Genomic DNA, 21,789 nt, shown 5'->3' with positions numbered 1-21,789 from the left:
TTTCGTCCACGGAGGTATTCCGCCATGGCTGATCTCAAGATCCGCAACCTGCAGAAAGGCTTCGACGGCCAGGCCATCATCAAGGGCATCGACCTCGACGTCCGCGACCGCGAGTTCGTAGTCTTCGTCGGCCCCTCCGGCTGCGGCAAGTCGACCCTGCTGCGCCTGATCGCCGGCCTCGAAGAGGCCAGCGGCGGCAGCATCGCCCTCGACGGCACGGACATCACCGACACCCCGCCGGCGAAACGCGACCTGGCGATGGTCTTCCAGACCTACGCGCTGTACCCGCACATGACGGTGCGCAGGAACCTCTCCTTCGCCCTCGACCTGGCCGGCGTCGACAAGCGCGAGGTCGCCGCCAAGGTCGACGCCGCCGCACGCATCCTCGAACTGCAAGCGCTGCTGGAGCGCAAGCCGCGCCAGCTCTCCGGCGGCCAGCGGCAGAGGGTGGCGATCGGCCGGGCGATCGTGCGCAACCCGAAGATATTCCTCTTCGACGAACCGCTGTCCAACCTCGACGCAGCCCTGCGCGTGCAGATGCGCCTGGAACTGGCGCGGCTGCACCAGGAACTGGCGGCGACCATGATCTACGTGACCCACGACCAGGTCGAGGCGATGACCCTGGCGGACAAGGTCGTGGTGCTCAACGGCGGGCGCGTCGAGCAGGTCGGCTCGCCGCTGGAGCTTTACCACCATCCGGCCAACCTGTTCGTCGCCGGCTTCCTCGGCACGCCGAAGATAGGCTTCCTGCGCGGCCATCTCAGCCGCAACCAGGGCGAGCGCTGCGAGGTCGCCCTCGAATGCGGCGCGCGCGTCGGCCTGCCGCTATGCGCCGGCGAGCTGGCCACCGGCAGCCCGGTGACCCTCGGCATCCGCCCGGAACACCTGAACATCGCCCGCCCGGGCCATGCCTTCCAGGGCCTGCTGCGGGTCGCCGCCGACGTCAGCGAGCGCCTGGGCAGCGACAGCTTCTGCCATGTCCGCGCCGACTCGGGGGAAATGCTCACCCTGCGCGTGCGCGGCGATTTCGCACCGGACTACGGCGCCCCCCTGGAGCTGGGCTTCGATCCGGAGCACTGCCACCTGTTCGACAGCAACGGCCAGGCCCTCGACAAACGACTGCAACAGGCGGCCTGAAGCCGCCAGCGGGAACCCACCGATGAAACTCAACCGGCAGCACCTCCCCCTGCTGGCGACCGCTGTCGCCCGCCCGTCCTACGACCCCGCGCAACTGCGCCAGGGCATCGTCCACATCGGCGTCGGCGGCTTCCACCGCGCGCACCAGGCGGCCTACACCGACGCCCTGATGAACCGCGGCGAAGCCCTCGACTGGGCGATCTGCGGCGCCGGCCTGCGCAGCGACGACCGCGCCATGCACGACGCCCTGGCCGCCCAGGACTACCTCTACACCCTCTACGAGCTGGGCGACCAACCGGACACCGAGGTCCGCGTGATCGGCGCCATCAGCGGCATGCTGCTCGCCGAGGACGGCGCCGAGGCGCTGCTGGAAAAACTTGCCGAGCCGGCCATCCGCATCGTCTCGCTGACCATCACCGAAGGCGGCTACTGCATCGACGATGGCAGCGGCGAGTTCCTCGCCGAGTTGCCGCTGGTGCGCCACGACCTGGCCAACCCGCGGACCCCGCGCGGGGTCTTCGGCTTTCTCTGCGAGGCTCTGCGGCGGCGCCGCGACACAGGCGTGCCGGCGTTCACCGTGATGTCCTGCGACAACCTCCCGCATAACGGCGAGGTGGCGCGCAAGGCGCTGCTGGCCTTCGCCGAACGGCTCGACCCGGGGCTGGCGCGCTGGATCGCGACGCACGTCAGCTTTCCCAACGCCATGGTCGACCGCATCACCCCGATGACCAGCCCCGCCCACCGCCGCCAACTGGCCCAACGGCACGACGTGGAAGACGCCTGGCCGGTGGTCTGCGAACCCTTCGTGCAATGGGTGCTGGAAGATCGTTTCAGCGCTGGGCGCCCGGCCTGGGAAAAGGTCGGCGTGCAGTTCACCGACGACGTCACGCCCTACGAGGAGATGAAGATCGGCCTGCTCAACGGCAGCCACCTGGCGCTCACCTACCTGGGCTTCCTGCGCGGCTACCGCTTCGTCCACGAGACCCTCGGCGACCCGCTGCTGCGCCGCTACGTGCGGGCCTTCATGGACCGCGACGTGGCCCCGCTGCTGGCACCGGTACCGGGGATCGACCTGGAACGCTACAAGGACAGCCTGGTCGAGCGCTTCGCCAACCGCGCCATCGCCGACCAACTGGAACGGGTCTGCTCGGACGGCTCGTCGAAGTTTCCCAAGTTCATCGTCCCCACCGCCAATCGGCTGATCGCCGCCGGCCGGCCGCTGGAACGGGTGGCCCTGGTGGTGGCGGCCTGGGCGCTGTACCTGGGCGGGGTCGACGAGCATGGCGAACGCTACCCGATTCCCGATCCGCGCGCCGCCGAATGCCAGGCGCTGGTTGCCGAACGCCACGGCCTGGGCCGGCGCCTGCTCGGCGTGGAGACCGTGTTCGGCCCGGCGATCCCGGCCTCGGCGGCCTTCGTCGAGGCCTTCGAGCGGCTCTACGACAGCCTGCGCCGACACGGCGTCAGCGAAACCCTGCGCCAGGTACTCGGCGAATGACTCCGGAGGGCCGCATGCACGGATTGTTCCTCGGCATCGATTGCGGCACCCAAGGCAGCAAGGCGCTGCTGCTCGACGCCGGCAGCGGCCGCACGCTGGGCCTGGGCAGCGCCGCGCAGCGGCCGCCGGAAGGCCGCGACGGACGCCGCGAGCAGGACCCGGCGGACTGGCTGGAAGCCATGGCCAGCGCGGTACGCATGGCCCTGGAAGAAGCCGCGGTGGACGGCCGCGAGGTCCGCGCCCTGGCGGTTTCCGCCCAGCAGCATGGGCTGCTCCTGCTCGACGCCGAGGGCCGGGCGCTGCGCCCGGCCAAGCTCTGGTGCGACACCGAGAGCGCGGCGGAGAACCGCGAGCTGCTGGAAGCCCTCGGCGGCCCGGCCGGCTCGCTGGAACGCCTGGGACTGGTGCTCGCGCCGGGCTACACGCTGTCCAAGCTGCTCTGGAGCAGGCGCCGCTTTCCCGAGCTGTTCGCCCGCGTCGCGCACATCCTCCTGCCCCACGACTACCTCAACCACTGGCTCACCGGCCGCGTCTGCAGCGAAGCGGGCGACGCCTCCGGCAGCGGCTACTTCGACGTGCGCCGGCGCACCTGGGCCAGCGACGTGCTGGAGCTGGTCGAGCCGGGCGGACGCCTGGCGGCGGCGCTGCCGGAGCTGATCGAGCCCGGCGCCTGCATCGGCAACCTGCGCCCCGAAGCGGCCGCCGCCCTCGGCCTGGCTCCCCACACGCGGGTCGCCGGCGGCGGCGGCGACAACATGCTCGCCGCCATCGGCACCGGCAACATCCGCCCCGGCCTGCTCACCGCCAGCCTGGGCACCTCCGGCACCCTGAGCGCCTATGCCGAGCGGCCGCTGGTCAGTCCGCACGGCGAGCTGGCGACCTTCTGCGCCTCGTCCGGTGGTTGGCTGCCGCTGGCCTGCACGATGAACCTCACCGGCGCCTGCGGCCTGGTACAGGACCTGCTGCACCTCGACCTCGACGAATTCTCCCGGCTGGCCGCCCAGGCGCCGGTCGGCGCCGAGGGTCTGCTGATGCTGCCGTTCTTCGACGGCGAGCGGGTTCCGGCGCTACCGCACGCCAGCGCCAGCCTGCATGGCATGACCGCGGCCAACCTGAGCCGCGCCAATCTTTGCCGGGCGGTGCTCGAAGGCACCGCCTTCGGCCTGCGCTACGGCCTCGACCTGCTGCGCGCCAGCGGCCTGCCGGGCGAGGAAATCCGCCTGGTCGGCGGCGCGGCGAAGAACCCGCTGTGGCGGCGGACGCTCGCCGACCTGCTCGGCCTGCCGCTGGTCTGTCCGCGGCAGACCGAGGCCGCCGCCCTTGGCGCGGCGCTCCAGGCGGCCTGGAGCCTGGGCCGCGAAAGCGGCGCCGGTGAAAGCCTGGAAGCCCTGTGCCGGCGCTGCGTGGCGCTCGACGAGTCGACCCGCACCCAGCCCCAGGCGCGACAACAGGCGGCCTACGAACAGGCCTACCGGCGTTACCTGGAGCACCTGCCTCCGCGATAATGGTCGCTTTCCTTCCTCTTCTGGCGTTTTGGAGATCTGCATGTACCTGGTGTGTGGCGAGGCCCTTTTCGATGTCTTCAGCCTGGAAAGCGCTGCGCGCAGCAACGAGCTGGGCTTCACCGCGATCGCCGGCGGCTCGCCGTTCAACGTCGCCGTCGGCCTGCGCCGGCTGGGCGTGGAGGCGGCGCTGTTCGGCGGGCTGTCCAGCGACTACCTGGGCACGCGGCTGCGCCGGGTGCTCGAAGAAGAAGGCGTGGACTGCGGCTTCCTGGTGCCCAGCGACGCCCCGACCACCCTGGCGATGGTCGGCCTCGACGCCAACGGCTCGGCGCAATACCAGTTCCGCGGCGACGGCTGCGCCGACCGCCAGGTGCGCCTGGAACACCTGCCGACGCTGGATGGGCGGATACGCGGGCTGCACGTCGGCTCCTATACCCTGGTGGTGACACCGGTGGCCGACACCCTGCTGGCGCTGGTCCGGCGCGAGAGCGGCCGGCGCCTGGTCAGCCTGGATCCCAACGTGCGCCTCGACCCGCAGCCGGACATCGACCTCTGGCGGCGCCGGGTCGAGGCCTTCGCCAGTCATGCGCACCTGATCAAGGCCAGCGAGGAAGACCTGGCCCTGCTCTACCCCGGCCGCGACCCCGGCGAGGTGGCCCGCGGCTGGCTGAACCCGCGCTGCCGGCTGGTCTTCGTCACCCACGGCGGGGCCGGCGCCAGCGTGCACTGCACCCACGGCAGCTGGAGTCGCCCGGCGGATACCGCCCTGCCACTGCGTGATACGGTCGGCGCCGGCGATACCTTCCAGGCGGCGACCCTCGCCTACCTCCGCCGCCTCGACGCCGACAGCCCGGCCGGGCTAGCCGCGCTGTCGCGGGAAGCGATCGACGCGATGCTCGCCTTCGCCATCCGCGCGGCGGCGGTCACCTGCTCGCGGGTGGGGCCGGACCTGCCGTTCGCCCACGAGCTTTGAGGCCGGCCGTGCGGAGGGTCAGGCCGAGGGCTGCCGCCCGGTCTAGCGCCCCGGCCGCGCCAGCCACTCCCGGCCCTTGAGCATGGCGTTCCAGTACACCCAGGGCAGTACGTGGCGCTTGAGCAGCCAGGCGAAGCGGCTGGCCGCGGTGGGCTCCAGCGGGAAGGTCGGCAGCAGCTTGCCGGCATAGCCGAACTCCGCCAGCACCACCCGGCCGCGCTCGACGGTCAGCGGACAACCGCCGTAGCCGTCGTAGCGCAGCGGCAGGCCACGGCCGCTGCGCAGGCCGAGAAGGTTCTCGGCCACCACCACGATCTGCTTGCGCGCCGCCGCCGCGGTCTTCGCGTTGGCGGTGCCGCAGACATCGCCGAGGGCGAAGATCTCGCCATGGCGGACATGTTGCAGGGTCGCCGGGTCGACTTCGCACCAGCCGGCCGCGTCGCCCAGGCCGCTGGCGGCGACGAAGGTCGGCGGCAGCTGCGGCGGCACCACGTGCAGCAGGTCGAAGTCCTTTTCCGCCAGATTGGTGTTGCCGTCGGCGTCCTTCACCTCGAACCAGGCCTTGCGCGCCGCGCCGTCGACCTTCACCAGGTTGGAATTGAACGCCAGCTCGGCCGAATACTTGCGCACGTACTCCATCAGCGGCGGAACGAAATCGGCGACACCGAACAACGCCGCGCCGGCCAGGTCGAACTCGACCTCGATGTCTTGCAGCACGCCCTCCCGCAGCCAGTGGTCGCAGGACAGGTACATGGCCTTCTGCGGCGCCCCGGCGCACTTGATCGGCATCGCCGGCTGGGTGAACAGCGCCTTGCCGCCGCGCAGGCCGCGCACCAGCTCCCAGGTGTAGGGCGCCAGGTCGTAGCGGTAGTTGGAGGTGACGCCGTTGCGCCCCAGGGTCTCCTCCAGGCCCTCGATGCGCTCCCAGGCCAGGCGCAGGCCGGGGCAGACGATCAGGTTGCGGTATTCCAGGCTGTCGCCGCCCTCCAGCAACAGTCGGCGCGCCTCGGGGTCGACCCGCTCGACGCGGGTGCGCAACCACTCCACGCCGGGCGGGACCAGCCCGGCCATCGGCCGCGCGGTGTCGCCCTGTGCGTAGGCGCCGCCACCGACCAGGGTCCAGCCCGGTTGGTAGTAGTGGGTGTCCGCCGGCTCGATCAGGCTGATACGCAACCCCGGCGAACGTTTCAGCAGGCTGGCGATCACGCCGATGCCGGCCGCGCCGCCGCCGATCACGGCGATGTCGGTGGTGAGTTCTGAAGCGTTAGCGCTCTGCATGGGAGTTCCTTCGACGATCCGAGTGGGTGGACGCGCGCCAGGCCGCCGCGCGCGAAACCCTATCACCCTAGCAGCACGGCGCCGGCGCGCGGCATCCGGCTGTAATCCGCCGGTAACTGTTGCCCTGGCAACAGCGGAGCAACAGGCAGCGCCCGCGGACCAGCAGAAACTGTTGGAGAAAACCTCCAAATCTTTGATTTTTCTATGGATTAGCAAACGGCACGGCTTGTGCAAACAGACCCGGCAGAGGCTTGGCAATCGCGCCAGCCACCTATCCGAACTGCCAGAGGTGCCCAGCGAGCATGTCGTTACCGCCTGTTTCCCCTCCCTCCTCCAGGCGTTCCACCCGCACCACCGAACCCGCGAGCCGCGCCACACCGATGCCGCTGGCGGAACCACCACGCTGCAAGGCTGAACCATGACCGACGAAACCGCACCCAAGGATCTTCGTGACCAGGCGCCCCGGCTACTCCCGGCACGCCTCATCGAGAACGACGCCCAGGCGTTGCAGGCCGCCCACGAGGTAGCCGGACTGGCCCGTCGCGAAGCGGCGCTACGCGACCGCGAACGACGCCTGCCCTGGCAGGAACTGGAACTCTTCACCCGCCTCGGCCTGGGCGGCATCGGCATTCCCCGCGCCCATGGCGGCGCGCAGGTTTCCCATGTGACCCTGGCCGAGGTGTTCCGTGTCATCTGTGCCGCCGACCCGGCCCTCGGACAGATTCCGCAGAACCAGTTCGGCCTGCTCAGCGTGATCGACAACGTCGCCAGCCCGGCGCAGAAACGCAAGCTGTTCCGTGGCATCCTCGACGGCCGCCGGCTGGCCAACGCCGGCCCGGAGCGCAATACCCGCCACACCCTGGAGCTGAAGGCGCGGGTCCGTCGCGACGGCGACGGCTACCGGGTCAGCGGCGAGAAGTTCTACTCCACCGGCGCCTTGTTCGCCCACTGGGTGGCGGTCAAGGCCATCGACGAGGAAGAACGCGCGGTGATGCTCTTCGTCGAGCGCGGCGCTCCCGGCCTGCGCATCGTCGACGACTGGTCCGGCTTCGGCCAGCGCACCACCGCCAGCGGCACGGTACTGCTGGACGAGGTTCCGGTAGCCGGCGACATGCTGATCCACAACGGCCTGCTGGCCGAGATCCCGAGCCTCCAGGGCGCCGTCTCGCAACTGATCCAGGCCGCCATCGACGCCGGCATCGCCCAGGCGGCGCTGGACGACGCCCAGGCTTTCGTCCGCGAACGCAGCCGGCCCTGGATCGACGCCCAGGTCGAACGCGCCAGCGATGAGCTCTACAGCATCGCCGAGGTCGGCCGCCTGCAAATCGAGCTGCACGCCGCCAACGCCCTGCTGGAGAAGGCCGGCCAGGTCCTCGACGAAGTGGCCGCGCGGCCGGTGGACGCCGAGTCGGCGGCACGCGCCTCGATCGCCGTGGCCGAGGCCAAGGTGCTGAGCACCGAGATCAGCCTGGCCGCCAGCGAGAAGCTCTTCGAGCTGGCCGGCAGCCGTGCCACGCTCGCCGAGTTCAACCTCGACCGGCACTGGCGCAACGCCCGCACCCATACCCTGCACGACCCGGTGCGCTGGAAAGTCCACGCGGTCGGCGACTACTACCTGAACGGCGCCCGTCCGGCGCGTCACTCATGGATCTGAGGAGCGCCCGATGAGCCTCGCACACGCTACGCGCGACAATCCCACGGCCGCTGCCCATCGCATCGGCAGCGACGACGAAGCCCTGGAAACGGCCCGCGAGCTGGCCGCCCTGTTCGCCCGCGAAAGCATCCAGCGCGACCGCGAGCGGCGCCTGCCGCTGGAAGAACTGGAACTGTTCTCCCGCTCCGGCCTGTGGGGCATCGCGGTGCCCCGCGAATACGGCGGGGCCGGCGTCTCGCGGGTGACCCTGGCGAAGGTGGTGGCGATCGTCAGCGCCGCCGACAGTTCCCTGGGGCAGATTCCGCAGAACCATTTCTACGCCCTCGAAGTGCTGCGGGTGAACGGCTCGCCGGCGCAGAAAGGTCGCCTGTTCGGCGCCGCCCTGGCCGGCGAGCGTTTCGGCAACGCCCTGGCCGAGATCGGCACGCGTACCGCCAGCGAGCGCCGTACCCGCCTGCGCGCCGACGGCGACGGCTACCGCCTGGACGGGCGCAAGTTCTACTGCACCGGCGCACTCTACGCGCAGCGGGTGCCGACCCTGGCGGTGGACGACGAGGGCCGCCAGCAACTGGCCTTCGTCCCGCGCGACAGCGCCGGGCTGGAAATCGTCGACGACTGGTCCGGCTTCGGTCAACGCACCACCGGCAGCGGTTCGGCGCTGTTCGACCGGGTAGCGGTGGCCGCCGAGGACGTGGTCTCGTTCCAGGACGCCTTCGAGCGCCCGACCACCGTCGGCCCGCTGGCGCAGATCCTCCACGCGGCGATCGACGCCGGGATCGCCCGCGGCGCCTTCGAGGACACCCTGCGTTTCGTCCGCGAGCGCGCCCGGCCCTGGGTCGACTCCGGCGTCGACAAGGCCAGCGCCGACCCACTGACCATCCACGAGATCGGCCGCCTGGCGATCCGCCTGCACGCCGCCGAAGCGCTGCTGGAGCGTGCCGGGCGGGTGCTCGACCGGGCCACCGCCGAGCCAGACGCGGAAAGCGTGGCGGCCGCCTCGATCGCCGTCGCCGAAGCCCGCGCGCTGACCACCGAGGTCGCCCTGCTGGCCGGCAGCAAGCTGATCGAGCTTGGCGGCAGCCGCGCCTGTCTCGCCGAACTCGGTCTCGACCGCCACTGGCGCAACGCCCGCGTACACACCCTGCACGACCCGGTGCGCTGGAAGTACCACGCGGTCGGCGACTACTACCTCAACGGCCGCCTGCCGCCACGCCGCGGCACGCTCTGAACGCCGAAGGGACCGCCATGAGCAAGAAGCAGATTCTCCTAAACGCCTTCAGCATGAATTGCGTCGGCCATATCAACCACGGCCTCTGGACCCACCCACGCGACCGCTCCAGCGACTACCGCAAACTGCGCCACTGGACCGAGCTGGCCCGGCTGCTGGAGCGCGGCCTGTTCGACGGCCTGTTCATCGCCGATATCCTTGGCGTCTACGACGTCTACCAGGGCGGCATCGAGGTGACCGCCCGCGAAGCCGTCCAGTTGCCGGTGAACGACCCGCTGATGCTGGTCTCGGCCATGGCCGGGGTCACCGAGCACCTGGGTTTCGGCGTCACCGCCAACCTCACCTACGAGGCGCCCTACCCGTTCGCCCGGCGGCTCTCGACCCTCGACCATTTGAGCGACGGGCGGATCGGCTGGAACATCGTCACCGGCTACCTGGAAAGCGCGGCCAAGGCCATGGGCCAGTCCGCGCAGATCGAGCACGACCGCCGCTACGACCGCGCCGACGAGTACCTGGAGGTCCTCTACAAGCTCTGGGAGGGCAGCTGGGAAGACGACGCGGTGCTCGCCGACCGCCAGCGACGGGTCTACGCGCGGCCGGAGAAGATCCACAAGATCCGCCACCATGGCGAGTTCTACCAGGTCGAGGGCTACCACCTCGCCGAGCCCTCTCCACAGCGCACCCCGGTGCTGTTCCAGGCCGGCTCCTCGGAGCGTGGCCTGGCCTTCGCCGCGCGCCACGCCGAATGCGTGTTTGTCTCCGGACAGACCCGCGAGGCCACCCGCCAGTTGGTGCAGCGCATCCGCGCGGCGGTGGTCGGCGCCGGCCGTCGCGCCGAGGACATCAGGATCTTCATGGGCATCAACGTGATCGTCGCCGCCACCGCGGCCGAGGCCCGCGACAAGCATGCCGAGTACCGCCGCTACGCCAGCCCCGAGGCCGGCCTGGCGCACTTCGCCAGCTCCAGCGGCATCGACCTGTCGCGCTACGGACTCGACGAGCCGATCCGCTACGAGAAGAACAACGCCATCGAGTCGGTGGTGAAGAACCTCACCGTGGCGCGCACCGACTCCACCGTGCGCAAGCTCCTCGACCAGTTGGCCCTGGGCGGCCGCTACGTGACCCTGGTAGGCGACCCGCGCCAGGTCGCCGACGACCTCGAAGGCTGGATCGCCGATACCGGCCTGGACGGCTTCAACCTGACCCGCACCGTGGAGCCGGAGAGCTACGCCGACTTCATCGACCTGGTGGTGCCCGAGTTGCAGGCACGCGGCAGCTACAAGACCGCCTACGCACCCGGCACCCTGCGGGAGAAGCTCTTCGGCGGCGGCCGCGCGCGCCTGCAGGCGGAACACGCCGGCGCCGCCTTCCGCCAGCCCCCGGCCGCGCGCCAGCGCCAGGCCTGACCCCACTTTCCCTTTCGTTCAGGAGCCCACCATGCTGAACACCCTGAAAACCCTGAGCCTGGCCGTCCTCCTCGGCAGCGGCCCGGCCCAGGCCGCCGACGCCCCGCTGAAGATCGGCACCACCGCCGCCTTCGCCCCGCCGCTGGAAGTCGCCGTGAGCGAAGCCGGCAAGCAGGGACTGAAGGTCGAACTGGTCGAGTTCAGCGACTGGAACGCCCCCAACATCACCCTCGCCCAGGGCGACATCGACGCCAACTACTTCCAGCACGTGCCCTTCCTGGAAAACGCCAACCGCGAAGGCGGCTTCCAGTTGAAGCCGTTCGCGCCGGGGATCATCAACAACGTCGGGCTCTATTCGAAGCGCTACGCCAGCCTCGCAGAGTTGCCGGAAGGCGCCAGCGTGGCCATCGCCAACGACCCGATCAATGGCGGCCGCGGCCTGCAACTGCTACAGAAGGCCGGCCTGCTGAAGCTCAGGGACGGCGTCGGCTACAAGGCGACCCTCGACGATATCGTCGACAACCCGAAGGACATCCGCATCACCGAGCTGGAGGCGGTGCAACTGGCGCGCGCCCTCGACGATTTCGACCTGGCCCAGGGCTACCCGCACTACCTGCGCCTGGCCGGGACCATCGACCCGACCCGGGCACTGCTGTTCGACGGGATCGACAACCGGGAATACGTGATCCAGTTCGTCACCCGCGGCGACTATCAGGACCGCGATGGCCGCCTGGCGCGCTTCGTCGACATCTACCAGCATTCACCGGTGGTCCGCGCCGCGCTGGACAAGGCCCATGGCACGCTGTACCAGCCGGGCTGGGAGTGACGGCCATGACCGTTCCCCCGAGCCTGCTGCCCCTCGAACCGTTCCCGACGGCGCCCGACACGCGCGCCTCCACGCCGCACATCCGTCTCCACGGCCTGGGCAAGCGCTACCCCGGTGGAGTCCAGGCCCTGCGGGAGATCGACCTGGAAATCCGCCGCGGCGAAGTGTTCGGCATCATCGGCCGCAGCGGCGCCGGAAAGTCCTCGCTGATCCGCACCCTCAATCGCCTGGAGCGTCCCAGCGAGGGGCAGGTGCTGATCGACGACGAAGACATCGGCGGCTACGACGGCCAGCGCCTGGTCGCCCTGCGCCGACGCATCGGCATGATCTTCCAGCAGTTCAACCTGATGTCGGCCAAGACCGTGCGGCAGAACATCGCCCTGCCGCTGCGGGTGGCCGGGGTGCCCCGGGCACGGATCGAGGAGCGGGTCGCCGGGCTGCTGCAACTGGTCGGCCTGGAGGAAAAACGCGACGCCTATCCGGCGCAGCTCTCCGGCGGGCAGAAACAGCGCGTCGGCATCGCCCGCGCGCTGGTGCACCAGCCGCAGATACTGCTCTGCGACGAAGCCACCTCGGCGCTGGACCCGGAGAGCACCCAGGCGATCCTCGCGCTGCTGCGCGACATCAACCGCCGGCTGGGCCTGACCATCGTCCTGATCACCCACGAGATGGCGGTCATCCGCGAGATCTGCGACCGCGTGGTGGTCCTCGAATGCGGCCGCATCGTCGAACAGGGCGAAGTCTGGGAAGTCTTCGGCGATCCGCGCCATGCCGTCACCCGAAGCCTGCTCGGCAGCCTGCGCGCCGCCCTCCCGGCCGACCTCCTGGCGCGCCTGCGCCAGGCTCCCGGCGCCGGCGACCCGGTGCTGCTCGATCTCCAGTACACCGGCGCCAGCCGACGGGTGCCGGACCTGCTGGCCATCGCCAGGGCCATCGGCCAGCGCGTCGACCTGCTCCACGGCGGCATAGAGCGTATCCAGGGCCGCGCCCTGGGGCGCCTGCTGCTACAGGTTGGCGCGCCGCCCGGCGAGCTTCCCGGCGTGCTGGCCAAGGCCGCGCTGGTGGCGGACAAGGTGGAGGTGCTCGGCCATGTCGCCCATGCTTGAACGGCTCTGGCAAGGTTTCCTCGATACCCTGCTGATGATCGGCGCGTCCTCCGCCATCGTCCTGCTGGTGGGTATCCCGCTGGCCCTGGTGCTGGTCACCACCGGGCCGGGCGGGATCTTCGAGGCGCGCCTGCTCAATCGCATCCTGGGCGGTCTGGTCAACGTGCTGCGCTCGGTACCCTTCCTGATCCTGATGGTGGCGCTGATTCCCTTTACCCGGATGATCGTCGGCACCAGCTATGGAGTCTGGGCCGCGGTGGTGCCGCTGACCATCGCCGCCACGCCGTTCTTCGCGCGGATCGCCGAGGTCAGCCTGCGCGAAGTCGACCACGGCCTGGTGGAGGCGGCCCAGGCGATGGGCTGCGAACGCCGCCACATCATCTGCAACGTACTGTTGCCGGAGGCGCGACCGGGCATCGTCGGCGGCTTCACCATCACCCTGGTGACCATGATCAATTCCTCGGCCATGGCCGGCGCGATCGGTGCCGGCGGCCTGGGCGACCTGGCCTACCGCTACGGCTACCAGCGCTTCGACACCCAGGTGATGCTCACCGTGATCATCGTCCTTGTGCTGCTGGTCACGTTGATCCAGTTCGGCGGCGACCGCCTGGCCCGCCTGCTGAACAAACGCCTGTAGAATCCGCCCTCCCGGCCTGGGAGGGCTGGCGCTTTGCCGAGGGCGACAGGAACCAGCGTCGCCGCGACAGCGCATCTTTCCCCGCGCCGGACAGACCTGTATCTGTCGTCCTCCGGTCATCCGGCGACGCCAGACTGGTCGGCAATCCCGTGAAAAAGAAAGAAGGAAAGGCGCCTCATGCGGCAAAGATTCTGGCAAGGAACATTCAAGACCCTGGGCCTCCTCGGCCTGACGGCGGGGCTCGCCGCCCAGGCCGCGGAGCCGTCCGGCAAGGCCCTCAGCGCCGCCGCCGGCGTGCCCTGGCCGGCGGTCATCGCCACCGCGGCGCCTCGTACGACGCCCCCGAGGAAACCGCCGCGGCCTACCTGCTGGCCCGCGACCTCGGCGCCGACTACCTGGAAGCCGACGTGCAGCGCAGCCGCGACGGCGTGCTGGTCGCCCTCCACGACGACACCCTGGAGCGCACCACCGACGTCGCCGAGGTCTTCCCGGAGCGCGCCAAGGACCCGGTGAGCAGCTTCACTCTCGCCGAACTCAAGCGCCTGGACGCCGGCTCCTGGTTCAATCGCGCCTTCCCCGAGCGCGCCCGGCCCGGCTTCGTCGGCCTGCGCATCCTCACCCTCGACGAGATGCTCGACATCGCCGAGGGCGGCGCCAACAAGCCGGGCCTGTACCTGGAGACCAAGGTACCGGCGCAATTCCCCGGCATCGAAGACGACCTGCGCAAGCTGCTGGAACGCCGCGGCTGGCTGCAACCCCGCGAGCGCGCCGCCGCCGGGCATGTCGACGTGGCCCACGGCAATGGCCGGGTGATCCTGCAGACCTTCGAGAAGAGCAGCCTGGAACTGCTGCAAGAAAGCATGCCGCAAGTGCCGAAGATTCTCCTGCTGTGGCTCGGCGACGGTTACCTGGAAGCCCGTTCGCCAGTGACCTTCAAGGAATCCGGGGAAACCGACAAGGCGGCCTTCTATGCCAGGCAGGAAGTGAAGTCCGAAGCCGAGTTCGGCGCCTGGCTGGACTGGGCCAAGGCCCACGGCGCGCTGGGCACCGGGCCCTCGGCGACCCTCAGCGAACGCGGCGAACAGAGCTACGCCGACCTGGTGAAACCCTGGATGAACCGCATGACCCACGCGCGCGGGTTGTTCATCCATGCCTACTCGGTGGACTCGGCGGAAGACTTCAAGGCCCTAGGCGCGGCCGGCGTCGACGGTTTCTTCACCAACCGCACCTCGGAACTGCTGAAGTTCCAGGGCCGCCCGGCGGCGCAAGACATGGACGCGCTGCTGCGCCGGCACGGCTACTGAGCCTCGGCCTGGCCGGCGGATGAGCGCGGGCGGCCATCCGCAGTTCCCGCTTCGGCGGCGCGGCGCTAGCCGGCGCTGTCGCTGCCGAAGCGTGCCAGCTGCATCTCGCGCAGCCGGCTGAGGGTGCGACGGAAGGCGAAGGCCAGGTAGCCCTCGGTATAAAGTGCCTCCAACGGCACCCTGGCCTCCAGGTAGAGCGGCACCTTGCGGTCGTAGCATTCGTCCACCAGGGCGATGAAGCGCCGCACGCCGTCGTCGTGCACCGACAACTGCGGCAATTCGCGATCCCCCGCCTCCACCAGTTGCGCGCCGTCCTCGGTGCCACGGGCTATGCGGCCTTCGCGCTGGCTGGCGCTCAGGCACGGCAGGTCGTCCATCAGGATCGCCCGGTAGCGGTCGCAAAGGCCGATGAAGTCCAGCGCCGACAGCGGCGCCTCGCAGAGCTGCGCATAGCTGCACCAGAGCACCGATTCGCTGTGCCGGTGCACCGCCAGCGGGCGGTGCCCCAGTTCGATGGGCTGCGTGGATGCCGCTTCGCCGGCACTCAGGCGCGCGAAGAGTTCGGCGAAACCGCTCGCCTGCCCCGCCTCCACCACCCAGTAGCGTTGCTCGGCCCGGCCGGGATGCAGGCGGTGGTCCTGGCCGCCATCCACCGCGACCACCGCCATGTGCCGCTGGATCGCCTCGATCGCCGGGAGGAAGCGTTCGCGGTTGAAACCGTCGGCGTACAACTGCTCCGGTGGCTGGTTGGAAGTGGCCACCAGCACCACGCCCTCCTCGAACATGATGCGCAGCAGGCTGCCGAGCAGGATGGCGTCGCCGATATCGCTGACGAACAGCTCGTCGAAGCACAGCACCCGCACGTCCCGCGCCAACTCGCGGGCCAGGGCGCGCAACGGGTCGGCTGTACCGGTCAGTTCGAACTGGCGCTGGTGCACCCATTGCATGAAGTGGTGGAAGTGCTGGCGCCGCGCGGGCACGCGCAGGCACTGGTAGAAGTGATCCATCAGCCAGGTCTTGCCGCGTCCTACCGGTCCCCACAGGTAGACGCCCTGGATCGCGCCGTGGCGGTGAGCTTCATGCAGGGCCTGGAAACAACGCTCCAGCGCCTCGGCGGCGCGCCGCTGCGCCTCGTCGGGAGCGAAACCGCGCTGTTCCACGGCCTGGCGATAGACGGCGAGCGGCGACATGGCCGGCAGATCGGGAGAGGTATCGGGCATCGGGCAGTTCCACCTGGCGCAGAGCGCGGAGCCAGACGCTCCGCAAAGCGCCGAGTCTACTGCGCCCGGCTGGGTTTGGGCGAATGCCGCAGCGCCGGCACGGCGGATAGTCGCGGGAGGTTGGCCGAATAACCGCTTGCGCTTACCCGCCGCGATCCCGAGCGCCTGAACTCAGATCGACAACCGCACCGCCCGCTCGCCATCGATCCGCTGGCCACCGCGCTTGTTCACCACCAGTTCGCCGATGGCGATCAGCCGCGTGCGCGTGACGTTGCGGCTGAGTCCCAGCAGGTTGGCGGTATGCACCTGGTTGCCGTGGCAGAAACGGTACGCCGCGCGCAGCAGGGCATCTTCGACCCGCCCATGGAGGTTCTCGCCCTGCTCTTCGAACAGACGCTGGAAAGCCTGCTGCAACAAGTGCTCGGCGGCGCCGCTCGCCGGGCCCCCGCGCGCCAGCTCCTCGCCACGCTCCAGGCGCAGGTTGGACAGGTGCAGGTCATCCGCGCGGATCAGCCCGTCGCGGCAGATCAGCAAGGTATGGTGGATGACGTTCTCCAGCTCGCGGATGTTCCCCGGCCAGGAATAGGCACGCAACTTCTGCGCCGCCTCCGGGCTCAACTGGCTCTGGCCGTAGCCCAGGCGACGGCTGTATTCGGCGATGAAGTGGCGGGTCAGCGGCAGGATGTCGCCGGGTCGCTCGCGCAACGGCGACAGTTCGAGACTGACGACATTGAGCCGGTAGTACAGGTCCTCGCGGAAGTGCCCGGCATTGATCGCCCTCTCCAGTTGCACGTTGGTCGCCGCCAGCACGCGCACGTCGATGGGGATGCTCTTGCGCGACCCCAGGCGCACCACCTCGCGCTCCTGCAACACGCGCAGCAACTTGACCTGGATCGGCATCGGCAGGTCGCCGATCTCGTCGAGGAACAGGGTGCCGCCGTTGGCCTCCTCGAACCAGCCGGCCTTGGCCGCCAGGGCGCCGGTGAAGGCGCCCTTCTCGTGGCCGAACAGCTCGGCTTCCACCAGTGACTCGGAGAAGGCCCCGCAGTTGACCGCCACGAACGGACCGGTGCGCCGCGCGCTGAGGTTGTGGATATGCCGCGCCACCAGTTCCTTGCCGGTGCCGGTCTCGCCGATCACCAGCACGCTGGCCTCGCTCGGCGCCACCTGGCGCAGGTGTTCGAGCAGGGCCTGGGACTTCGGATCCTCGAAGACCTGGGCGGTGGCGCGGATCGAGGTCGCCAGGTTCGGCGAACGTGGCAGCGTCAGCAGCCGGTCGGGAGTATGGGTAGAAGCGTTCATGAGTAGAAGGTCGGTTGCGGCGGTGACTGGTTCAGCGCCCAGTCGCCCAGCTCGCGGATCTTGTAGTCCAGCGGGTCGTGCAGGGTCTGGGTGCGCAGGTTGCGCCAGTAGCGGTCCAGGCGCAGGGCGGCGTGAGTGGAGCGGGCGCCGGTGACTTCGAACATGCGGTTGCACAGGTCGAGGCCGTTGCGCGTCGCGGCGACCTTGGCGGCGGCGATGGCCAGGGCCAACTGGCCGCGCTCGCTGGCGTCCAGCGCCGGGCCCTTGGACCAGGCGGCGTCGAGGCGCTGCGCGGCGCGCTCGACCAGCGCCCGGGTGCTTTCCAGGCCGACCCAGAATTCGCCGTAGCGCGCCAGCACATAGGGGTCGGCATTGGCCTCGGCGACCTCGGAGCGGAACCACGGTCGCGCTTCGCGCAGGGTGTACTGGCGAGCCTCCTCGAAGGCGCCTTCGGCGATGCCGAGGAACACCTCGGTGAAGATCAACTGGGCGATCAGCGGCCGCAGGCAGGCGAACGGCGTGCTCAGCGGCCCGGGATCGAGCAGCAACTCGCTCTCCTCCACCCGCACCCGCTCGAAGATCGCGCTGCCGCTGTCGGTCTGCCGCTGGCCCATGTTGTCCCAATCCTGGCCCAGGCTGATACCGCTGCGCGCGGTGGGAATGGCGGCAATCAGCAGCGCCCCGCCCTCGCCGTCCAGTGCCGAGGCGATGAGCATCTCCGAATCGCGGGCGCCGGAGCAGAAGCTCTTCTTCCCGGAGAACTCGCGCCAGCCGTCGAAGCGCCGGGCCACGGTACGGTTGTCCAGCGGGTTCAGCGCGTTGCCCCAGAACCAGCGGTTGCGCGCGGTCAGCTCGAACCACGGCTGCCATTGCTCGGGCCGCGAGAACAGGCGCACGGTGGCCAGCATCAGGTGCTGGAAGCCATAGACGTGGGCGATCGAGCTGTCGACCCGGGCCAGTTCGCGCACGGTTTGCAGGGTTTCGCTCCAGCTCGCCCCCAGGCCGCCGTATTCGCGCGGGATGATCAGCGACAACAGGCCGCTGCGGCGCAACGCGTCGCGCTCGGCCTTCGGGGTGCCGCCGGCGACGTCGCGCTCGGCGGCGTTCTCGGCGAAATCGGCGGCCAGGCGCCGGGCAATCTGCAACGGCGTTTGCGCCTCGGGGCGGGTCTTCGCATTCACAGGGCGTTTCTCCTCGGGGGCACGGCCGCTCAAGCGCCGGCGCGAGCCGGCAGCACGTCGTTGGCGATCATTTCGCCGAACGGCCCGGTCAGGTTGGTCAGCCCACGGCCGGCCAGGCTGGCGTAGGGTTCGGGCAGCAGCGGGAAGACCAGTTCGGCGAAGCGGTAGGCCTCTTCCAGGTGCGGATAGCCGGAGAAGATGAAGCTGTCGATGCCGAGCTCGGCGTATTCCCCGATGCGCTCCGCCACCTGCCGCGGATCGCCGACCAGCGCGGTGCCGGCGCCGCCGCGCACCAGGCCGACCCCGGCCCAGAGGTTCGGCTGGATCTCCAGGCGATCGCGGCGGCCGCCGTGCAGCGCGGCCATGCGTCGCTGGCCTTCGGAGTCGAAACGGGCGAAGGACTGCTGCGCGGCGGCGATGGTTTCGTCGGAGATGTGTTCGATCAGCCTGTCCGCGGCGCGCCAGGCTTCTTCGGCGGTTTCGCGGACGATCACATGCAGGCGGATGCCGAACTTCACCGTACGCCCATGGCGAGCCGCTCGCTGGCGCACGTCGGCGATTTTCGCCGCCACCGCCGGCAACGGCTCGCCCCAGGTCAGGTAGACGTCCACCTGTTCGCCGGCCAGTTCGTGGGCGGCCTCCGAGGAACCGCCGAAGTACAGCGGCGGATACGGCCGTTGCAGCGGCGGATAGAGCGCCTTGGCGTTCTCCACGTGGATGTGCTTGCCGTGGAAGTCCACCGCCTCGCCCTGCAGGACGCGCCGCCAGACCCGAAGGAACTCGTCGGTGACCTCGTAGCGCTCGGCGTGGCCGAGATGGATGCCGTCGCCGCGGTTCTCGTCGGGATCGCCGCCGGTGACCACGTTGATCAGCAGGCGCCCGCCGGACAGGCGGTCGAGGGTCGCCGCCATCCGCGCCGAGACGGTCGGCGAAACGATTCCCGGACGGATCGCCACCAGGTAGCGCAGGCGCTCGGTCAGCGGCGCCAGCGCCGAGGCCACCACCCAGGAGTCCTCGCAGGAGCGTCCGGTGGGGATCAGCACGCCGTGGTAGCCGAGGCTGTCGGCCGCCTGAGCCACCTGCTTCAGGTAAGGCAGCGAGACCGGCCGCGCGCCCTGGCTGGTGCCGAGGAAGTGGCCATCGCCGTGGGTCGGGAGGAACCAGAACACGTTCATCGGCGCACCTCAGGCGATCTTCAACAGTTCGGAGCGTCCGCCGAACAGCGGCGCGGCGCGCTCGGCGGCGAGGCGGATGCGCGCCTTCAGCGGCTCGCTGACGATCCGGTAGTTGTCGAAGTCGGCCTCGCTGGCGTAGACCCCGATGGGCAGGGTGATCGCCTGGAAGAAGCTGAACAGCGGGCGCAACTGGTGGTCGAGGACCAGCGCGTGGCGCTCGGTGCCGCCAGTGGCGGCGAGCAGCACCGGGGTGTCGACCAAGGCGTTGAGGTCGATCAGGTCGAACAGGTGCTTGAGCAGGCCCGGATAGGAGCCACGATAGACCGGCGAGGCGACCAGCAGCAGGTCGGCGCTTTCGATCTCGTCGAGCACCGCCTGCAGTTCCGCCGGCGCCTGGTTGCGCGCCAGGGTAGCGCCCAGCGGCGCGGCGATGTCGGTCAGCTCGATGACCCGGCTGTCGATCGGCAGCGACTGGCCAAGCTCGGCGATCAGGGCCTGGGTGAGCACCAGGGTGCGGGACGGGCGATAGGTGCCGCCGGAGACGGCGACGACTTTGAAGGGGCTGGTCATGGGATTTCCCTGTGGACTGTTGCGCTAGGTGCAGTGCCCTGGAGCAAGGGCCGTACCAACGGGGAAATGTGCGCTTTCCGGGCAGTTGCGGCGGGTTTCCGGCCTCGGCCTGTCAGCCACGCAACAGCGCTGCTGTCCGACTGTTGCCCGGGCAACAGTTCAGCTTGTAGGCCTGGAGCAGGAATATCTGGAATGCCCGCGCCGAATGCTGGTCGCCCGGCGGCAGGACGAACGGCGGCAAGCGTCCCTTGCGGCGCTTGACGTCGGCCCAGCGCTGGCCATTGCGCGAATGGAACTGGCAGAACGGCTGGTCGCCCAGGTAGAACACCCCCGGCCGCGGCTCGCGGATGCGCGGCCAGCGGCGCACGCAATCCAGCAGCGGGCCGAGGTCGGCGAGTTGTTCCGGCGAACAGTACGGCATGCAGCGATCCTCTTCGCCGGGTCGGGAAACCAAGGTTGCTGTGACTGGAGGACCGGGCGGACTCGGCGCGGCCGGGAAAGCGGCTACCGAGAGCGAGCGACACAGGCGAGCGGAGCGAAGCATGGCGACGTCCCTGGTCCGGCCAACGAGATTCACCGCTCCGTTGTAGAACAGCCGCCGTCCGGGTTCTTGCCGGTTTTGTGGGGGAATTGTGAAAGACTGTAAAGCGCCACGCTCACTTGCCCACCAGCGAGACCACGTTGTGTCGTGGCGAGGTTTCCAGCTCGCCGATCTTCTCCAGGCGGGCGCGCACGATGTTGCGGCTGATCCCCAGCAGGCGTCCGGTCTGCAACTGGTTGCCGTGGCAGAAGCGATAGGCGGCGCGGAACACGGTTTCCTCGATGTGCTCGTAGAGATCCTCGCGGTTTTCCTCGAACAGCGCCTGCAGCGCCGCCTCCAGCGCCGAGCCGGCGGCGCTTTCGGGAGCGCGGCGCAAGCCGCTCGGCTCCTGGCGCGCACGCATGTCGATGAGGTGCAGGTCGGCCGGCTGGATCAGGCGGTTGCGGCAGACCAGCAGCGCGTGGTGGATGGCGTTCTCCAGCTCGCGGATATTGCCCGCCCAGGAATGCCCGAGCAGCTTGCGCTCGGCTTCCGGGCTCAGGCTCGCGCTGGTGTAGCCGAGGCGCCGGCAGTGCTCGACGATGAAGTACTCGGCCAGCGGCAGGATATCGCCGCGGCGCTCGCGCAACGGCGGCAGTTGGATGGTCGCCACGTGCAGGCGGTAGAACAGGTCCTCGCGGAAGTGCCCGGCGACCACCGCGTCGGCCAGGTCGACGTTGGTCGCCGCCACCAGCCGCACGTCGATGGGGATCGGCCGGCGCGAACCGAGCCGCACCACCTCGCGCTCCTGCAGCACGCGCAGCAGCTTGACCTGGATGCTCGGCGGCAGGTCGCCGATCTCGTCGAGGAACAGGGTGCCGCCGTTGGCTGCCTCGAACCAGCCGGCCTTGCTCTGCAACGCACCGGTAAAGGCGCCCTTCTCGTGACCGAACAGCTCGCTCTCCACCAGGCTCTCGGCGAAAGCACCGCAGTTGACCGCGACGAACGGGCCGCCGTTGCGTCCGCTGAGGGCGTGGATATGGCGCGCCACCAGCTCCTTGCCGGTGCCGGTCTCGCCGATGACCAGCGCGTTGGCCTCGCTGGGCGCCAGGCGCTCGATGCGCTCCAGCAGCTCGCGGGAACGGGGGTCGTTGAACACCAGCACGGTGGCGCGCACCGATTTGGTCAGCTCGCGGGCGTGGGGATGGGTGATGACGGACATGCTGGGTTCCGAGCCGGGGAATGTGCGCCCATCTTGCCCCAGGAACC

Annotated in this window: 18 protein-coding genes and 1 pseudogene; 11 read left to right on the top strand and 8 right to left on the bottom strand. The window is 69.8% G+C overall.

Annotated features, from left to right (window positions below):
• The first annotated feature begins 24 nt into the window (after positions 1–24).
• From ACYAF3_RS24890 to ACYAF3_RS24875, 4 genes are read left to right on the top strand one after another with little or no spacing between them, the layout of a single operon-like run.
• Positions 25–1,137, top strand: coding sequence for an ABC transporter ATP-binding protein (locus ACYAF3_RS24890; RefSeq protein ID WP_116349805.1), 1,113 nt, complete (start codon positions 25–27; stop codon positions 1,135–1,137).
• A 22-nt stretch (positions 1,138–1,159) separates the two neighbouring features.
• Positions 1,160–2,635 (top strand): mannitol dehydrogenase family protein, encoded by a 1,476-nt coding sequence (locus ACYAF3_RS24885; protein ID WP_003105368.1) that lies wholly within the window; start codon positions 1,160–1,162, stop codon positions 2,633–2,635.
• Positions 2,632–4,140, top strand: coding sequence for a xylulokinase (gene xylB / locus ACYAF3_RS24880; protein WP_003122708.1), 1,509 nt, complete (start codon positions 2,632–2,634; stop codon positions 4,138–4,140). Before ACYAF3_RS24885 ends, xylB begins: the two co-directional genes overlap by 4 nt.
• 40 nt (positions 4,141–4,180) lie before the next feature.
• On the top strand, positions 4,181–5,113 hold the full coding sequence (locus ACYAF3_RS24875; RefSeq protein WP_031684605.1) for a carbohydrate kinase family protein: 933 nt from the start codon (positions 4,181–4,183) through the stop codon (positions 5,111–5,113).
• A 42-nt stretch (positions 5,114–5,155) separates the two neighbouring features.
• On the opposite strand, the gene ACYAF3_RS24870 is transcribed toward ACYAF3_RS24875, so the two are convergent.
• A complete protein-coding gene (locus tag ACYAF3_RS24870) occupies positions 5,156–6,391 on the bottom strand; it encodes an NAD(P)/FAD-dependent oxidoreductase (RefSeq protein ID WP_003106867.1) in 1,236 nt (411 codons plus the stop codon).
• A gap of 418 nt (positions 6,392–6,809) precedes the next feature.
• Between ACYAF3_RS24870 and ACYAF3_RS24865 the strand changes: the two genes are divergently transcribed.
• The 7 genes and pseudogenes from ACYAF3_RS24865 to ACYAF3_RS24835 all read left to right on the top strand — a co-directional run bounded on the left by ACYAF3_RS24865 (position 6,810) and on the right by ACYAF3_RS24835 (position 14,552).
• Positions 6,810–8,045 (top strand): SfnB family sulfur acquisition oxidoreductase, encoded by a 1,236-nt coding sequence (locus tag ACYAF3_RS24865; protein WP_003106870.1) that lies wholly within the window; start codon positions 6,810–6,812, stop codon positions 8,043–8,045.
• 10 nt (positions 8,046–8,055) lie between these two features.
• Positions 8,056–9,273 carry an SfnB family sulfur acquisition oxidoreductase gene (locus ACYAF3_RS24860; RefSeq protein ID WP_012614156.1) on the top strand — a complete coding sequence of 406 codons (1,218 nt, stop codon included), beginning with the start codon at positions 8,056–8,058 and terminating at the stop codon, positions 9,271–9,273.
• A gap of 17 nt (positions 9,274–9,290) precedes the next feature.
• Positions 9,291–10,679, top strand: coding sequence for an LLM class flavin-dependent oxidoreductase (locus ACYAF3_RS24855; protein ID WP_003106871.1), 1,389 nt, complete (start codon positions 9,291–9,293; stop codon positions 10,677–10,679).
• A gap of 31 nt (positions 10,680–10,710) precedes the next feature.
• Positions 10,711–11,505, top strand: coding sequence for a MetQ/NlpA family ABC transporter substrate-binding protein (locus ACYAF3_RS24850; RefSeq protein ID WP_003115004.1), 795 nt, complete (start codon positions 10,711–10,713; stop codon positions 11,503–11,505).
• Positions 11,502–12,611 carry a methionine ABC transporter ATP-binding protein gene (locus tag ACYAF3_RS24845; RefSeq protein WP_121377799.1) on the top strand — a complete coding sequence of 370 codons (1,110 nt, stop codon included), beginning with the start codon at positions 11,502–11,504 and terminating at the stop codon, positions 12,609–12,611. Before ACYAF3_RS24850 ends, ACYAF3_RS24845 begins: the two co-directional genes overlap by 4 nt.
• Positions 12,595–13,248 carry a methionine ABC transporter permease gene (locus tag ACYAF3_RS24840; RefSeq protein ID WP_003111646.1) on the top strand — a complete coding sequence of 218 codons (654 nt, stop codon included), beginning with the start codon at positions 12,595–12,597 and terminating at the stop codon, positions 13,246–13,248. The genes ACYAF3_RS24845 and ACYAF3_RS24840 overlap by 17 nt, the downstream gene beginning before the upstream one ends.
• Positions 13,249–13,425: 177 nt before the next feature.
• A pseudogene (locus ACYAF3_RS24835) lies at positions 13,426–14,552 on the top strand (glycerophosphodiester phosphodiesterase).
• Positions 14,553–14,617: 65 nt separating this feature from the next.
• Here the strand turns inward: ACYAF3_RS24835 and zapE are convergent.
• The 7 genes from zapE to ACYAF3_RS24800 form a co-directional block, all read right to left on the bottom strand.
• A complete protein-coding gene (gene zapE, locus ACYAF3_RS24830) occupies positions 14,618–15,772 on the bottom strand; it encodes a cell division protein ZapE (protein ID WP_003111446.1) in 1,155 nt (384 codons plus the stop codon).
• 171 nt (positions 15,773–15,943) lie between these two features.
• Entirely contained in the window at positions 15,944–17,074 is a 1,131-nt protein-coding gene (locus ACYAF3_RS24825; RefSeq protein ID WP_003115336.1) for a sigma-54 interaction domain-containing protein, read from the bottom strand.
• A complete protein-coding gene (locus ACYAF3_RS24820) occupies positions 17,071–18,255 on the bottom strand; it encodes an acyl-CoA dehydrogenase family protein (RefSeq protein ID WP_003104714.1) in 1,185 nt (394 codons plus the stop codon). Before ACYAF3_RS24820 ends, ACYAF3_RS24825 begins: the two co-directional genes overlap by 4 nt.
• Before the next feature lie 29 nt (positions 18,256–18,284).
• Positions 18,285–19,430 carry an FMNH2-dependent alkanesulfonate monooxygenase gene (ssuD, locus tag ACYAF3_RS24815; RefSeq protein ID WP_023110017.1) on the bottom strand — a complete coding sequence of 382 codons (1,146 nt, stop codon included), beginning with the start codon at positions 19,428–19,430 and terminating at the stop codon, positions 18,285–18,287.
• A 9-nt stretch (positions 19,431–19,439) separates the two neighbouring features.
• A complete protein-coding gene (msuE, locus tag ACYAF3_RS24810) occupies positions 19,440–20,000 on the bottom strand; it encodes an FMN reductase (protein WP_058139664.1) in 561 nt (186 codons plus the stop codon).
• Between the two features lie 112 nt (positions 20,001–20,112).
• Positions 20,113–20,421: a hypothetical protein gene (locus ACYAF3_RS24805; protein WP_024917437.1), complete on the bottom strand. Its 309-nt coding sequence runs from the start codon at positions 20,419–20,421 to the stop codon at positions 20,113–20,115.
• Positions 20,422–20,656: 235 nt separating this feature from the next.
• Positions 20,657–21,742 carry a sigma-54 interaction domain-containing protein gene (locus ACYAF3_RS24800; RefSeq protein WP_012614153.1) on the bottom strand — a complete coding sequence of 362 codons (1,086 nt, stop codon included), beginning with the start codon at positions 21,740–21,742 and terminating at the stop codon, positions 20,657–20,659.
• Positions 21,743–21,789: the final 47 nt, after the last annotated feature.

Source organism: Pseudomonas sp. TZ252 (genome assembly GCF_056110345.1).
This window is presented reverse-complemented; position numbering and strand designations above follow the sequence as displayed.

Excerpts from the sequence above, each read along its gene's own strand:
- msuE (WP_058139664.1), bottom strand. The coding sequence starts at position 20,000 with ATGACCAGCCCCTTCAAAGTCGTCGCCGTCTCCGGCGGCACCTATCGC.
- ACYAF3_RS24850 (WP_003115004.1), top strand. The coding sequence starts at position 10,711 with ATGCTGAACACCCTGAAAACCCTGAGCCTGGCCGTCCTCCTCGGCAGC.
- ACYAF3_RS24840 (WP_003111646.1), top strand. The coding sequence starts at position 12,595 with ATGTCGCCCATGCTTGAACGGCTCTGGCAAGGTTTCCTCGATACCCTG.
- ACYAF3_RS24865 (WP_003106870.1), top strand. The coding sequence starts at position 6,810 with ATGACCGACGAAACCGCACCCAAGGATCTTCGTGACCAGGCGCCCCGG.
- ssuD (WP_023110017.1), bottom strand. The coding sequence starts at position 19,430 with ATGAACGTGTTCTGGTTCCTCCCGACCCACGGCGATGGCCACTTCCTC.
- xylB (WP_003122708.1), top strand. The coding sequence starts at position 2,632 with ATGACTCCGGAGGGCCGCATGCACGGATTGTTCCTCGGCATCGATTGC.
- ACYAF3_RS24875 (WP_031684605.1), top strand. The coding sequence starts at position 4,181 with ATGTACCTGGTGTGTGGCGAGGCCCTTTTCGATGTCTTCAGCCTGGAA.
- ACYAF3_RS24800 (WP_012614153.1), bottom strand. The coding sequence starts at position 21,742 with ATGTCCGTCATCACCCATCCCCACGCCCGCGAGCTGACCAAATCGGTG.
- ACYAF3_RS24870 (WP_003106867.1), bottom strand. The coding sequence starts at position 6,391 with ATGCAGAGCGCTAACGCTTCAGAACTCACCACCGACATCGCCGTGATC.
- ACYAF3_RS24855 (WP_003106871.1), top strand. The coding sequence starts at position 9,291 with ATGAGCAAGAAGCAGATTCTCCTAAACGCCTTCAGCATGAATTGCGTC.
- ACYAF3_RS24890 (WP_116349805.1), top strand. The coding sequence starts at position 25 with ATGGCTGATCTCAAGATCCGCAACCTGCAGAAAGGCTTCGACGGCCAG.
- ACYAF3_RS24885 (WP_003105368.1), top strand. The coding sequence starts at position 1,160 with ATGAAACTCAACCGGCAGCACCTCCCCCTGCTGGCGACCGCTGTCGCC.
- ACYAF3_RS24825 (WP_003115336.1), bottom strand. The coding sequence starts at position 17,074 with ATGAACGCTTCTACCCATACTCCCGACCGGCTGCTGACGCTGCCACGT.
- ACYAF3_RS24805 (WP_024917437.1), bottom strand. The coding sequence starts at position 20,421 with ATGCCGTACTGTTCGCCGGAACAACTCGCCGACCTCGGCCCGCTGCTG.
- ACYAF3_RS24860 (WP_012614156.1), top strand. The coding sequence starts at position 8,056 with ATGAGCCTCGCACACGCTACGCGCGACAATCCCACGGCCGCTGCCCAT.
- zapE (WP_003111446.1), bottom strand. The coding sequence starts at position 15,772 with ATGCCCGATACCTCTCCCGATCTGCCGGCCATGTCGCCGCTCGCCGTC.